General features: G+C 54.2%; 12 protein-coding genes. 7 read left to right on the top strand and 5 right to left on the bottom strand.

Features of this window, described 5'->3' with window-relative positions; genetic code table 11:
* Positions 1-10: 10 nt before the first annotated feature.
* Positions 11-964: a hypothetical protein gene (locus tag TURPA_RS03590; protein ID WP_041948279.1), complete on the bottom strand. Its 954-nt coding sequence runs from the start codon at positions 962-964 to the stop codon at positions 11-13.
* 59 nt (positions 965-1,023) lie between these two features.
* Complete coding sequence (locus TURPA_RS03585) at positions 1,024-2,508, bottom strand: tetratricopeptide repeat protein (protein ID WP_014801916.1); 1,485 nt, start codon at positions 2,506-2,508, stop codon at positions 1,024-1,026.
* 81 nt (positions 2,509-2,589) lie between these two features.
* On the opposite strand from TURPA_RS03585, the gene TURPA_RS03580 reads away from it, so the two are divergent.
* From TURPA_RS03580 to TURPA_RS03565, 4 genes are read left to right on the top strand one after another with little or no spacing between them, the layout of a single operon-like run.
* Positions 2,590-3,255, top strand: coding sequence for a hypothetical protein (locus TURPA_RS03580; protein WP_014801915.1), 666 nt, complete (start codon positions 2,590-2,592; stop codon positions 3,253-3,255).
* A 7-nt stretch (positions 3,256-3,262) separates the two neighbouring features.
* Entirely contained in the window at positions 3,263-3,778 is a 516-nt protein-coding gene (locus TURPA_RS03575) for a DUF4833 domain-containing protein (protein WP_053332109.1), read from the top strand.
* Between the two features lie 45 nt (positions 3,779-3,823).
* Positions 3,824-4,396 (top strand): LysE family translocator, encoded by a 573-nt coding sequence (locus TURPA_RS03570; RefSeq protein ID WP_041948278.1) that lies wholly within the window; start codon positions 3,824-3,826, stop codon positions 4,394-4,396.
* Positions 4,393-5,715 (top strand): TolC family protein, encoded by a 1,323-nt coding sequence (locus tag TURPA_RS03565; RefSeq protein WP_014801913.1) that lies wholly within the window; start codon positions 4,393-4,395, stop codon positions 5,713-5,715. Before TURPA_RS03570 ends, TURPA_RS03565 begins: the two co-directional genes overlap by 4 nt.
* Positions 5,716-5,736: 21 nt before the next feature.
* Here TURPA_RS03565 and TURPA_RS21360 read toward each other — a convergent pair whose 3' ends face one another.
* Complete coding sequence (locus tag TURPA_RS21360; protein ID WP_014801912.1) at positions 5,737-6,342, bottom strand: TetR/AcrR family transcriptional regulator; 606 nt, start codon at positions 6,340-6,342, stop codon at positions 5,737-5,739.
* Between the two features lie 54 nt (positions 6,343-6,396).
* Between TURPA_RS21360 and pdxH the strand changes: the two genes are divergently transcribed.
* Positions 6,397-7,026 carry a pyridoxamine 5'-phosphate oxidase gene (gene pdxH, locus TURPA_RS03555; protein WP_014801911.1) on the top strand — a complete coding sequence of 210 codons (630 nt, stop codon included), beginning with the start codon at positions 6,397-6,399 and terminating at the stop codon, positions 7,024-7,026.
* Between the two features lie 41 nt (positions 7,027-7,067).
* Here pdxH and TURPA_RS03550 read toward each other — a convergent pair whose 3' ends face one another.
* Positions 7,068-8,204 carry an ATP-grasp domain-containing protein gene (locus TURPA_RS03550; RefSeq protein ID WP_157210382.1) on the bottom strand — a complete coding sequence of 379 codons (1,137 nt, stop codon included), beginning with the start codon at positions 8,202-8,204 and terminating at the stop codon, positions 7,068-7,070.
* Positions 8,205-8,345: 141 nt separating this feature from the next.
* Here TURPA_RS03550 and TURPA_RS03545 point away from each other — a divergent pair, with 141 nt between their 5' ends.
* On the top strand, positions 8,346-10,583 hold the full coding sequence (locus TURPA_RS03545) for a zinc metalloprotease (protein WP_014801909.1): 2,238 nt from the start codon (positions 8,346-8,348) through the stop codon (positions 10,581-10,583).
* Positions 10,583-11,239, top strand: a complete 657-nt coding sequence (locus TURPA_RS03540; RefSeq protein ID WP_014801908.1) for a hypothetical protein — start codon at positions 10,583-10,585, stop codon at positions 11,237-11,239. The genes TURPA_RS03545 and TURPA_RS03540 overlap by 1 nt, the downstream gene beginning before the upstream one ends.
* Before the next feature lie 27 nt (positions 11,240-11,266).
* On the opposite strand, the gene TURPA_RS03535 is transcribed toward TURPA_RS03540, so the two are convergent.
* Complete coding sequence (locus tag TURPA_RS03535) at positions 11,267-12,775, bottom strand: hypothetical protein (RefSeq protein ID WP_014801907.1); 1,509 nt, start codon at positions 12,773-12,775, stop codon at positions 11,267-11,269.
* Positions 12,776-12,837 lie beyond the last annotated feature (62 nt).

Genomic DNA, 12,837 nt, shown 5'->3' with positions numbered 1-12,837 from the left:
CCCTCGTAAGCTATTTTAGCTGCACTACCTGCGCGTTCTGCCCATCGGCCAGAATAACTTTAACCTGAATGCTACGGTCATTACTCGCCCTATCGGTGGCGAGCATGCCGATGAGCTGATTATTGTCTGTCTCAAGGTATAGTTCACCCTGTTCGGTCACTTCAACGAGACGCACTTCGAGGCTGTTTTCGCCGGGGGCGAGATCGACCGGGTTGAGGTCAATCTTCTCGTTCTTTGCCTGACCGTCGTGCTTCAACAATATTTCGCCGGCGAAGAGTTCATTGCAATAGATTTTCAGTTTGTACGTGGCTCCCGGTTTCAGGCGTTCGCTGCGCGCAGTGGCGCTGACGATGACACCGAGCTTATCTGCAAGTTCGGGCTGGTCGCGCACCTTCTTGACGAGCGTTACCAAACCTTTGATTGTTTGCCCCCGCATTTCGGCCGGGGGTTTTATTTTCGAATACAGATCGGTCGCAACGATCTGCTCGAGATCGAAAGACGACCGGTCGCTCAGGTACACCTTTTTCACCTGCAATGCGCCGTCTTGCCACACAATCTCCAGTTTTTTGATGAGTGCGGCGCTGATGCCGGTGAAACCCGTCGTGCCGGCAATCTGGGCGGCGACCTCGGCGTTTAAAACCAGCTTGCGCTGCTGTTTAGGCTGGCCATCAAACTGCACCTCGGCAATAAATTCATGCGACTGCGCACCCGTGACGGCGAACGAAACACGATGAACCTTTGGGCCAGCCTTCGGCGCCTTTGCAGTGTTTGTGACATCGTCGCCAATTTGAGGATTTCCCTCTGTCATGCGGGCAATCGCCTTCGTGTGAAATGCCTGAGTAATCTGCGCGGAGCCTTTCGCCTTGCCGGCGCGATAAAAATACACTTTCGCACCCATGCCAAATTCGCCGGCTTTGTTTGTCACAATCGTCACCTGGTTGCGCTGCGTGTTCACATCACGCACGCGACCTAAAGATGTGATTGCACATGGAGCACAAAGCGCTCCAAAGGCAATCACTAACCTCACAGAGAACATTTGCCTTCCAGGCAGTCGCGCGCAAATTCGGCGGCGGTTGTGCCAGCGTATTGGTCGGTCAGCATGCGAAAAATGGCGTTTGACTTTTCACCGTCACCCTCAGCCCGGTAACCGAGCGCCATGCCGACATAGGCTTCGCTGCGAATTTCGGCGTCGGGCTTGCGCGCGATGACGTTTTCAAGAATCTTACGCCCGTCTGCGACGCGCTTCAATCTCAGCTGCGTTACGTAACCCTCGCGGTACATCGCGTAAGAGGCCATGCGGTGTTTCGGGTACTTGGTATAGAATTGCGCGTAGAGGCCATTCGCTTCGGCAAACTTGCCAGAACTTTCAGCCGATGAGGCCTGTTGAAAAAGTGACATGTCGATGTCGGGCAGGGCGATCTTGCCGAGCTTTAGTGTCTCGACAGGTTTGATCGTCACACTCTTGGTGAGCGTATTGCGTTCTTCGTGCTTGAAAATGAGAGTATATTCACCAGCGGGAATATCTTCGATCAGCAGCGGTGATTTGCAGATAATTGATTCTGCTGCCCGCGATGCGTCTTTGAATTCGAACGTGATGACTGCATCGCCTGGGTCGCAGCCGCTGATCTCGAGTTTGCCCAAAACCTTCATGATGTCGTTCTCGGTGTACTCGGCAATCTTGTCGAGTGCCGCCTGAGGGTCTTGACCGACAGTCCATTCGATAATATCGCTGATAATCGCGGTTCCGGTTTTTTTGCTCACAACCTGATACGCGAGAATGCGAGCCTCGTCTGCCACCTGTATGGTCGCCGTAACAAAATGTGTGTAGTCTGAACCTGCAGGTGCAAGCGCCCCTGGCGCCATTCCCGAAAGCGAAAGCATTTTCTCTGCCTCGACGATGTCGTCTGTTTTCGTTTCGATGAGGTCGAAGCTTGCGCGTTTTGCCAGCGCGTGCAGAAGCATTGAGTCAAGCCCCGCGAGTTCGGTAAGTTTTTGCGCTGCGGCGTTCGCCGCGCGCACGGGTTGCACCGCGAGTTTCCAGCGCTCGCCAGAGCCTTTGTCAGTGTTCTTTTGTGCGGCAATTTTTTTCGCGAGGCCAGCCGCCGCCTCTGCCATGCTTTTCTCAAGCGAGTCGGCGCTGCCGACCGCGAGTGCGGCGATCGTCTGGTCGCCGGTTTTGACCGCTCGCAAAACGATCTGTTTCTGTGCAGCCAGCGTAATTGCTTCGCCCGTCACGTACATATCGAGCGTCTTGATTGCGCCCGAAAGCTCGGGGCACTCACGAAACCCGGCCGCACATTTTTCTTGCTGCGTAATTATATTCTTTATTGCCAGACGATCGCGAATCGTCAGCGACTTATCTTGCTGAATTTCGGCCTGCGCCAGATCGGCGAGGCGGCCGCCTTCTGAGCCGACATCCCCTTTAATATCAAAAACGCCGACCGTGAGGCCGTGCACAAAAAGCACGGGGTAAACCATAAAGGTTATCAAAAGAACCAAATGTCTCATGCCTGTACGTCGAAGTCTGGCATAAGGCTTCAAGTAAAAAAGACTTGCCCCCACCGCTTGGCTCGAAGTAAAGCCAACCTTATGGTAACTCTCGAACAGCTTGAGCAACTTGAAGGGCGCATCGTCAAGGCGCTCGAACTCATCTCTGACCTGCGGGTAGAGAACAGTCATCTTGAATCAGAGGCAGAGCGCCTTAAGGCCAGCAATGACCAACTTCGCCTCACCGCCGAAGAGCGCGAGCGTGAAGCGCAGAAATGGCAGCAGCAGCTGCAAGAGGCAACGCAAGAGCTCGGCCGTCTCAAGGCAAAAGAGCAAGAGCTCGAAACGCGAATTCTTTCGATCATCGCCAAGCTCGACAATCTCAAGTCGGCAGACAAGCCTGCTGCGAGCAGCCAGACTGTCACGGCTAGCCCGGCAGCGGCCCCGGCGCCATCGGCAGCCGCTGCACCCGCAGCTGAAGCGCCGCGCAGTGAGCCTGCTGCTGCCCCCGCAGCCGCCGCGGGTCTTGCGACTTTGAATGAAAAAGATGAAATTGTTATCGACGAAGACGACGATGAGATTATTCTGCTTGAAGACGAAGAAGATATCGTCGCTGAAAAATCTGCGACTACCGAAGAGAAAAAAGAAACCAGCAGCGGCCCCTCAGATGAAATTATTATCGAAGACGACGACGTTCTCGGTGTCTTTGACGACGATGATGAAGACTTTCTGATAGTCGAAGAAGAGATGGTCGACAAGAAGAAATAACAGCGGCATGGTACAGAAGGTTATGAAATCCACCGCTGCGATACTGGCGCTTGCGATCGCAGGTTCTGTTTACGCCGAATCGCGCGCGAATCTCTTTCACATCAAAAGAAACAAGAACAGAAACCAGGTGCACTATGCTGTTCGTTATGACGAAGCAGCTTGTAAACCGGTCGGCGACGAAGCCGTTTATGGGTATTGGTTAAACCTTGAAATAGGCCCCAACTCATATGAGCCCATTGGCCGCTTCGAGCGCATGGCTTATGGCATTCAGTCGCAGACCGCAGACGGTGATAACCTGCTCGTGAAGCTCAAAGCTTTCCCTGACCGTGTCATCAAAATTGTATTCAGCAAGACAGGCGCCGCCTGCAAGCTCACCCCGTTCATTTCGATCAACGGTCAAGAGTCGATATTTAAAGAGATTTACGTGTTTGCCGAAGAAGGCCTCATCAAGCCAACGGTGAAATACGTGGATATTCTGGGTACGAAAGGCGGTGCGCCCGTAACTGAGCGCATCAATCGTTGATTGCTCGGCGCTCTTTTCGGTTTTGGTGCAGGGTTCTTCGGGTCAATGCCCGTTTCGGGGCCCATTGCGCTCATTGTATTTCGTAGTAGTCTCAAAGGCCATTTCTCAAAAGCGATTCGGGTCGTAACCGGCGCTGCGGTGGCCGAGGGCATCTATTGCGCGATTGCCACTTTCGGCTTCGTGCAAATCAGTACCGCTTATCCGTTTCTCGCGAAGTACATTCGATACGTCGGTGCAGTTTTTCTGCTCGTTCTCGGAATCGTTTTCATGTTCCAGAAGGTCCGCTTTGCTGACGAGATGGCGCCGATACCAGAAAACAAGAATTCGGGTCTGGTTTCGGGTTTTCTTATAGCCTTGTTTAACCCAACGCTTTTTTTAACCTGGGGCAGTGCAAGCAGTACGATATTTTCGTGGTTCGACACGATCAGTTTCTGGGACATGCTGCTTTTTCCCATTGCGGCGAGCACCGGCATCATCAGCTGGTTTGCGATTCTGCTCGAAATTTTTAAGAAATACCATGGTCGCATCGGTGAGAAGATCGGCGTTTACGCCATTCGAGGCGCTTCGGTTATCATGCTTGTGTCAGGCGGTTTTCTTCTTTATCAGGCTGCGAAATGAAGCGGTCTTTTGGCCTTGCGATTTTTGCAACCGTTCTTTCAGCCTGCCGCAGCGCACCGGTGACCCTGGGCGACAACCGCCTTGAGCCCGTATACGAACAGGTGCTGCGTGATTCAGCGATCAAAGCTCGCCTCTACGAGATCGACGCGCAGAAGCAAAAGTTCACCATCGAAGAACTTTTCGTGCTTTCGCTCGATCGCACCGAACAGATGGCGATTACCGCTGAAAAATCTTTTGCCGCCGACGCGAAAGTGCGGCGCAGTTATGGCGCCTGGCTGCCGCGCCTGAACCTGACGGCAGCGCAATACGCCCCAGAACGGCCGGGCTTTGTGGTGCCGGGTATTCGTTTCACTGCACGGCAGAACATCATGACGGGTCTGACTGAATATACCGGCATTGTCGGTGCGCGCCTTGAGCGCGTCGCCGAAGAGCAGGGGCTCAGAGCCGAGCTTTCGGCGCATCTGCTGAATATTGCCGACGCGGCGTTGCAGATGCAACTGAGTGAAAGTCTTGTGACACAGGCAAAAGACGCCGTCAGCGTGACCGAATCGTCACTCTCTGAAATCCGCCGGCGGGTCGCGATCGGGCGCAACAAGCGCGGTGACGCGTTAAAGGCAGAGGCGCGCCTCAAGCAGAAGCAGGCAGACCTGCTGGCGCAGCAAGAAAAGCTTGCTCAGCTGCGCCGCTACCTGGGGTTTTTGACCGGGCTTAGCCGTGAGTTTGGTGTCGATGGTGCGACCGAAAAATACGCCGCCGAAGTGCAGCAGAAAGATGTGGATCTCAGTCGCAGGGCAGACATCGCGCTCGGCAGAACTGTCGTCGACATTCGCAAGAATGAAGTTGATGCTGCCCACGGCGGCCATCTGCCCAACATCTACCTCGACGGTTCGTACCGGCCCGCTCTCGAAGCGAACCAGCAGACCTCTTATTTCGGTGGTGTGGTCGCCGAGCTGCCGCTCTTTCAGGGCGGGCAGACCGTTGAGAATGCCAACATCGCGATTTCGCGGCTGCGCCAGGCTGAGCTAGAATTGAAACAGGCCGAGCGCAAGGCGCGTGTTGAAGTCGATGACGCACGCGAGGCGCTGAGTAAAGCGCAGGGTGAATACGAGGCATACAGCGAGTCAGCAGCAGCCGCTGAAAAAAATTATCGGGCGCAGCTTGCCGATATGCGCCTCGGCATCGCTACGATTCTCGATGTGTTGCAGGCAAGTGAAGATGTGCAGCTCGCGCGCACCGCGGCGGCGCAAGCTGATTACCGCAGGCAAATCGCCCGGGTGCGCTTCTTTGTTGCGCAGGGCCTCCTGTTTCCGCAGCAATAATCTGTATCAAAAAACGCCTGGCTATTTGCCGGTGTGAACAAACAAGAGCTGCGACAGGGTTTCGATCGCCTTCTTGACGTCGAAACCTGGCGTAATCACCATCGTCGCGATGATCTCGAAAACGGCACCGAAGACCGCAATGGCGACGATCTTGACCGGTAAGGCGGGCAGCATGCCGTTTTTGACGCCGTCATCGAGCGCCTTTTCGAGGTCTTGCAGCATGCCGTCGAAGCGCCCCTTGCTGCGCAGTTCGCGCAGGTAAGACTGGTTGCGCGAAAGAAATTTCATGAGGCGAGGGTTGCCAAGAAAAATCTGAAAGAATTTCTCGAGTGATTTCATGATCTCTGCGCGATCCATCTTTACGTTCTTGTAGCTGACCTGAATCTGCTCGCGCACTTCGCTGATAATTTCGTCGGTAAGAACCTCGAAGATTTCTTCTTTGCTCTGAAAGTAGTTGTAGAATGTGCCTGGTGAAAGGCTGCTCTCGTGAATGATGTCGCGCACATTGGTGGCTTCAAAACCCTTGTCGGCAAAAAGATTCTTTGCCGCTTCGAGAATCTGCTGCCGGTTAACGAGCTTGGTCTGATCGCGTTTGCCTATAGGCTGTTTAGCGGCACTTTTTGCCATATTCCGTTTCTTTTTTCTGCGGACGGCCTGTATAGCAAAACTGAACGAGTGCTCATGAAACTGGCATCCATTCGCAGTGAATATAACGGCGAGAGCATCGAAGCGCTGCCTGCAGACCCTCACATCGGCGCCGAAATCTGGCTCGAACATGCACTAAAAGTTGAAGCCGAGGCGACTGCCTTTTCGCTGGCGACTGCAGATTCGGCAGGACGGCTTTCGGTGCGCGTGGTGCTCGCCAAGGCAATCGACGCCCGTGGCGTGACGTTTTACACCAATGGCAATAGCCTGAAAGGATTGCAACTCGAATCACAGCCGGTCGCCGCGGGTGTGTTCTTCTGGCCGAGGCAGCACCGGCAGATTCGCTTTGAGGGGCGAACCACACGCGTCACCGATGCCGAGGCCGATGAATACTTTGCGAGCAGGCCGCATGCCTCGCAGGTTGCTGCGGCCGTTTCGAACCAGAGCAGCGAACTTGCGCATTACACTGAACTGCAGGCGCGCTTCGAAAAGGCACTCGCCGACTTTGCCGGCCTGCCTGTGCCGCGCCCGCCGCACTGGGGTGGGTACACAATTGCATTTGAGCGTGTGGAGTTCTGGCAGGGGCAACCCAGCCGGTTACACCAGCGCATACTTTTCGAGCGGCAGAAAGATGGTTCGTATAAACGAAGCTGGCTTGAGCCGTGAGGCAGCACAATCAAAGCAGCTCAGCTGCTTTGATTGTGGAGTTAATCTAGAAATCCTGCTACACCGTATCGGTCAAGGTTCGACGTGATCGTCTTGGGTGGGTTGGCGTTGATGACTCGCGCGAAACTTGCTTTGCGGGTCTCTTCTTGCCATTCGCCCCAGCCAGGGTTCTCTGCCCAGTAACGCACGCGCACGGGATGCAGATGTTTTTCTGAAACCGGTTCGATTTTTTCTCCCAATGTCAACCTGACGAGATTGGCAAAATAATCATAACGCAGGCCTTTGGGTATCATAAAGTCGGCAACGTGCTCGCCGGGAATCTGTGCGCTCAGCTCGACAAGGTAGATACGGTCGGCGACAACTTTCCATTCGCTGACAATCGGTGTGTCAGAGAGCTGAAGCCGCATGCAGATCTGTTCGTGAATCTGCTGAATGCTGGCGGCAAGGTGCGCATAACGCGAGGGAAACCTGTGCTCGAGATCGATGTAGGGAGGGCGGGTCGCGGCGATGCGGTCGTGCACCGATAACAGCTGGTAGTGAAAATTTTGCGCGAAGCCGGTGACGATTATTTCATCACCCTCGATGAATTGCTCGAAAATAAACTCATGGCCTTTAACGCCGAGCGCTTCAAGATTGCGGCGCGAAAGAAAGTTCTTCACCTCGAGCCAGTTTTCTAACCGGTAAATATGCTTTTTGGAAGCCCCGCGCCGCGTTTTTGCGATCAGCGGAAAGCCGAGCTGTTCGATTTCTTCGCGGTGCATGCTCTGCGAGATTTCGAGAAAATTGGGCTGGGCAAAGTTGGAGTGCTCAAGACCTAAGAGCCTTTTGCGCACCTGCAATTTGTCGAGCACAGTTTCCATCAGTGTTCGGCTGAGGCCAATAATGCTGAGGCGCTCACAAAGAAATGCGAAGCTGGCCAAAGCTTCGCCATAACTGGCTGCATAGCCACCCGCGATCTGGCTTGGTTCAACGAGGCTCGAAATCTTGTAATAGATCTTGCGGTAGTTCAGAATCGATTCTTCAATCTTCAGATCGCAGAGTTTAAGGCCCACCGCCCCCAGGTTGCGGTCGACGCCGATAATCTTCAGCCCCTGGTCGCGCGCTGCGCGAATCAGAGGCAGCTGGTTTTCACCTGCCCCCAAAGATAAATAAAACCCGTCTCTTTCGGCTTTGGCCACTCTTTTGATTATCGGCGGGTTTTGGCTGGTGGTTGTAGAGAAAAATCTATCGGCGGTCATGCCCGTAAGGTGTAGAATCACCACCACCAAAGCACCGGCTAATCTGGTTGACAGTTTGCGCGGTTGGCATGCCACTTCACTATGTTCAACGCCAAAATCCCCGTCTTGACGCTGCCCCAACGGCACCGTTCGGGGGTCTGTTCGACCGTGCGCGCGCTGGTCGCGGGCCTGCTATTGGCCACCACCCTCATGCGCGCGCAGTGCCAGCAGCTGCTCGAAGAAGAGACCGATGTGAGGGTGTCGAAGCAGGTACCTGATGCGGGCGGCTGCGGAACGATGCCGACGACAATCAGCATTGAATTTTCCACTGCGATGAAAGCGTCGACTGTTTCGGCAGTCAATGCGGGCGGAGCATGCACGGCAAATGTGCAAGTTTCCGGTGACAACTTCGCCTCATGCATAAATTTCTCAGCTGCGCCACAAGAAACGAACGGCGGGACAACATTTGCCTACACGCCAGTCAATCCGTTTCCAGCCGGTGGGTCATATAAAATTCGCGTCAAGACTGATGCTGAAACCAGCAGTGGCAAGAAGCTCAGCCACGAATACACTTCACCTTCAGGCTTCGGTGGCCAGGCACAAATACTAATAACAGAAGTTGGTATGTGCCGTTGGACAAATCGTTCATGCTGGATCGAAATTCACAACAAATCTAGTCAATGCACAGCTAATCTTTCCGATTACCGCCTTAGGTCAACCTACAGGGAGGTTGGTGGGTCGGGCTTTACGAACGCTGCTGTAAATTTCACTCTGCCGTCAGTACCAATGGCTCCTGGTACATTTGTCGTGTTGCGAGGTAAGGCCAACAACTATGGTGACTATGTGAATGGGCCAGGGTTAATCTACATAGCACAAGATATTAATCCGCCTGCTGATCCCAACGTAACACCATCGGTCGATGAGATTCCGTGGTGGAACCTGAACGGTTCGATGGAGATAATCCATGTACCATCTGGTAATTCAACAGATTTTGTCCGCTTCGGTGCCAGCACGGTCACGCCGTCGGGGACAGGCGGGGCTTGGAATGCAACTGGAATGCCTGCCATGTGGGCCATAGATGACGCGAACTACGGCAAGAGCGTGGCGCGAAATGCTTCGCTGAGTGATTCAGATCAGGGGAGTGATTGGGCTCAACAAGCGTACGCGACCCCCGGCGCACCTAATGATGTTACCTGTGATACAGATAGTGACAATGATGGAATTCCGGACTGCTCTGAGGTTCAGGGCTCGACATACTCTGGCCTAAACCTTTATGCCATGGGCGCGCGCGTGGGTCAGCGCGACATATTTATAGAAGTGGATTATATGGATAGTGCAGATCCGGGCGTCATACCACATAAAGCCGCTCTCGACAAAGTAAAGGCTGTTTTCAACGCTAAAGGCTATAAGTTACATTTTGACGTAGGTGATTTATACCATCCCACTTCAGGTATCAATGAAGCAATGCATGATTTAGGCAACGCTTCAGCAAGAGTGCCATTCGCGCAAGGTATTTCGCTCGGAGCATCGGCCGATTCCGCGAATTTTTTTAACTACAAAGCAGGCCATATGGACATTGGCAGACGAAATATCTTTTACTACATGCTTTTCGCGTATTCAAGAAATCCTGATGGGAGTGCAGGTTCGAGCGGAGTGGCAGAAATTGAGGGCAACGACTCGATTGTCTCACTCGGAAACTGGGGGCTCGCTGCTGACAGCAATCGGTTAATCAATTATCAGGCTTCGACGCTGATGCATGAGTGGGGTCATAACCTTGGCCTCAGGCATGGCGGTAACGACGATGTGAACTACAAGCCCAACTATTTCAGCATCATGAATTATCACTATCAGCTTGCCGGATTACCCACATTAAACAACAATCCGGGCGACAGGTACTATCTTTATCGTCGCAATACTTTTGGTGATTGTTCGTTGATTACCTCGGTGTCACAATTGACAAACAATTTCAATTCGGCGACCTTTTTGATGGATTATTCTGCAAGCGCTGGTTCCTCAATTACCGAAACAGCAATCAGCGAAAGTTCAGGGCTGTATTATCCTGGTAGCGCGGCAGTCGATTATAATTGTAACGGTAGTATAAATGGTTCAAACATAAATAAGAATTTGAATGGAACGGGAAATGGCGATGAAACCCTTAACGGTTTCGATGATTGGACGAAGGTTAACGCATCAGGCATAATTTTCCATCGAAAAAGTGCCGGCACTGATTCCGGATACTTTCAAACTATAGACGGCGAAAAACTGCATATCGATCCGGTGGGCAACGACCGGCAGCCGGTGGTTGACGAACCTGACATGGCATGGGCGCGCGAGAAATAGTGTCGCTGCGATCCACTGTTGTTTCGGTTGTGGCTGCGTTCTGCGTTGCAGCGTGTTTTGGCCCCAAGGGCGAGAACGGGCTGCGAGCAGAAGAGCAGATGCGGGCTGGTGCAAATCGTCTGAGCATTACGGGGGCAGTCGGCGATCAGGTGTTGGCGCGCGTCTACCAGATTCAGAGGCGCGAACAGAACGGGGCGCCGGTACTTGATATTACCATGAGCCTCAGTGACGGTTCTAAATCCGCATTGCGCATTTCGCCCTGGCCTCTGGCTGCAATCACATGTGCGCCTGCTGAGTGCGGCATCGAAGTTGAACTGATACAATACCCCGATGGGCCTGAGTCGCGGGTCAAGATCAGCCGCAAGGGGCGGCTCGTGGCGATGGCTGCAGCACAGAGCCGGCTGAGGGCGTTACCGGGCGCGGCGCAATTTAAGTTGCTGGTGCCCGCGACGCCCAAAGTGCCGGGCCGACGCGTGCCGATTGATCTGCGCCTTGCCGATACGCTGCTCGAGCGTGGCAAGACGACCGGCATAGCTATGGAAAAACAGAGCTGCGAGTTTCATCTGATGGATGCGAGTGTTGCCGCCGACGGTAGGCCCGGCATCGCCGAAGAATCTCCCGCGTTTACCGCAGATTGGGTTGTTTCATGTAATTGATCAACGCCCCTTCGGTGCGTTGATCAATTACTTCTTCTTATTGCCTGCGGCCTTACCCAGCGCGCCTTTCGCGGGTGCAGGCGCTGCAGCCGGTTGTTCAGCTGCCGCGTCGGGCAGGCTCGGCGCCGCAGCAGCTTCGGCGGCTTCTTTGGGTGCATCGGGCGCAAACACGTAGTCGACGCCGACTGAGACCCGGCTGACATCCACGCGATCGGTTTGACCCACTGCATCAGAGTTGGTGATGGTGGTAAATAGCAGGTGAATTTTCAGGCGATTCACCGGGGTGTAGGTGAGGCCCGCACCGTATTTTTCGACATTTGCCTGCAGGTAGCGCGAGCTGCGCGCATCGACGGTTTTCGCGGGTGTGGCGAGGCTGTCGGTCTGTTCGCGCACCGTCTGCGAATACACAGTTATTTCGGGGTACCAACCTGCCTGCAGTGTCAGAATATTCGTGACGACGGGCAATTGAAATACAATCGGCAGGTTGAATTTGCCTGCGAGCGTTGAAGTGTTCTCTTGCAGGCGCTGGTTGTTGCCGGTGAAGCCGAGAATGCCGCCGCTGAAACCCTGCGCGCCATTCGTCGCCATTGTGGTAATTGCCGAGTAGGTTGCTCCGATCTCGGGGCCGATGTAAAAACGCGCCACATCTGAGAGCGGCCAGGCCATCGCATAGCCGAGGTATGCTTCACCGCGGTTGTCGTTCTCGTCGAGCTTCGCAGTTTCAACAGTTGTGCCGCTCGTGCGGCGCACGTCGACGTCGCCTTTCAGTTGGTGCGAAAAATTACCACGCCAGTAAAGGCGCTCGCCGCGTTTGGTCAGGGTTATCCAGCCGAAGGTGGTGGCTTCGAGGTATTGTGTGTTCTGCGGTCTGCGCAGCTGGCCAGAGGTCAGCGCCGAGGCGAGTGTGCCTGAATTGATCGCGCCCGCAGTTGTCTGGTCGAATGTGCCGCCGTTTTGGCGCATCGCGACACCGAGCGACCAGACGATCTTGCGGTCGAGGCTCTGGCCGATGTTGAGCCCTGCGCGCATGCGGTTTGAAGTTTTGTCGTTAATCTCGGCGCCTGCCGAATACGTCGTGCCGTCGTTCGTGTCTTTGCGCACGATTGCATTGTCGAGGTATTCGCCGATGAGCCCGACGCCGAATGTGCCAAACTTTGTACCGAGCGAGCCGCGAAAGTGCGACTGGCCCGTTGTGCTCTCAAAACTCGCCTGCTGCGTCGGGTCATAGTTTTGTGATTTGGATCTTTCATTTTTCAGGCCGACTGCCCAGTAGAGCGGAAGCCCCACCGTGTTGCGCCCACCCATGACAAACGTCTGCCGGTCGTATTGATCGGGAGTGTATACAGAAGAAATTGCGTCGTCGTTCTGCCAGCTGTAAAAGGCCGGTGTGACCAAGTAATCCCACGTATCGAAAACGAACACCGAATTGACCGCAGCCTGCGCGGGAATCGATGTTCTGAAAAGGTTAATCGAAGCATGCACGGGCATCGCCGCCAGCAGGGCTGCCGCGACGGCGGCGCGCAGGGTATTTTTCATGCATTAGGTTTGATTATCCCACGCGTTTGACAAGTAAATTTGCAATGGCGCGCCGGGGGCGA

The organism is Turneriella parva DSM 21527, from assembly GCF_000266885.1.
In the GTDB taxonomy this organism is placed as follows: domain Bacteria; phylum Spirochaetota; class Leptospiria; order Turneriellales; family Turneriellaceae; genus Turneriella; species Turneriella parva.
The sequence above is the reverse complement of the archived record's forward strand: the minus strand, read 5'-3'. Positions and strand labels throughout refer to the sequence as shown.

Excerpts from the sequence above, each read along its gene's own strand:
- TURPA_RS03585 (WP_014801916.1), bottom strand. The coding sequence starts at position 2,508 with ATGAGACATTTGGTTCTTTTGATAACCTTTATGGTTTACCCCGTGCTT.
- TURPA_RS03580 (WP_014801915.1), top strand. The coding sequence starts at position 2,590 with ATGGTAACTCTCGAACAGCTTGAGCAACTTGAAGGGCGCATCGTCAAG.
- TURPA_RS03575 (WP_053332109.1), top strand. The coding sequence starts at position 3,263 with ATGGTACAGAAGGTTATGAAATCCACCGCTGCGATACTGGCGCTTGCG.
- TURPA_RS03570 (WP_041948278.1), top strand. The coding sequence starts at position 3,824 with ATGCCCGTTTCGGGGCCCATTGCGCTCATTGTATTTCGTAGTAGTCTC.
- TURPA_RS03565 (WP_014801913.1), top strand. The coding sequence starts at position 4,393 with ATGAAGCGGTCTTTTGGCCTTGCGATTTTTGCAACCGTTCTTTCAGCC.
- TURPA_RS21360 (WP_014801912.1), bottom strand. The coding sequence starts at position 6,342 with ATGGCAAAAAGTGCCGCTAAACAGCCTATAGGCAAACGCGATCAGACC.
- pdxH (WP_014801911.1), top strand. The coding sequence starts at position 6,397 with ATGAAACTGGCATCCATTCGCAGTGAATATAACGGCGAGAGCATCGAA.
- TURPA_RS03545 (WP_014801909.1), top strand. The coding sequence starts at position 8,346 with ATGTTCAACGCCAAAATCCCCGTCTTGACGCTGCCCCAACGGCACCGT.
- TURPA_RS03535 (WP_014801907.1), bottom strand. The coding sequence starts at position 12,775 with ATGAAAAATACCCTGCGCGCCGCCGTCGCGGCAGCCCTGCTGGCGGCG.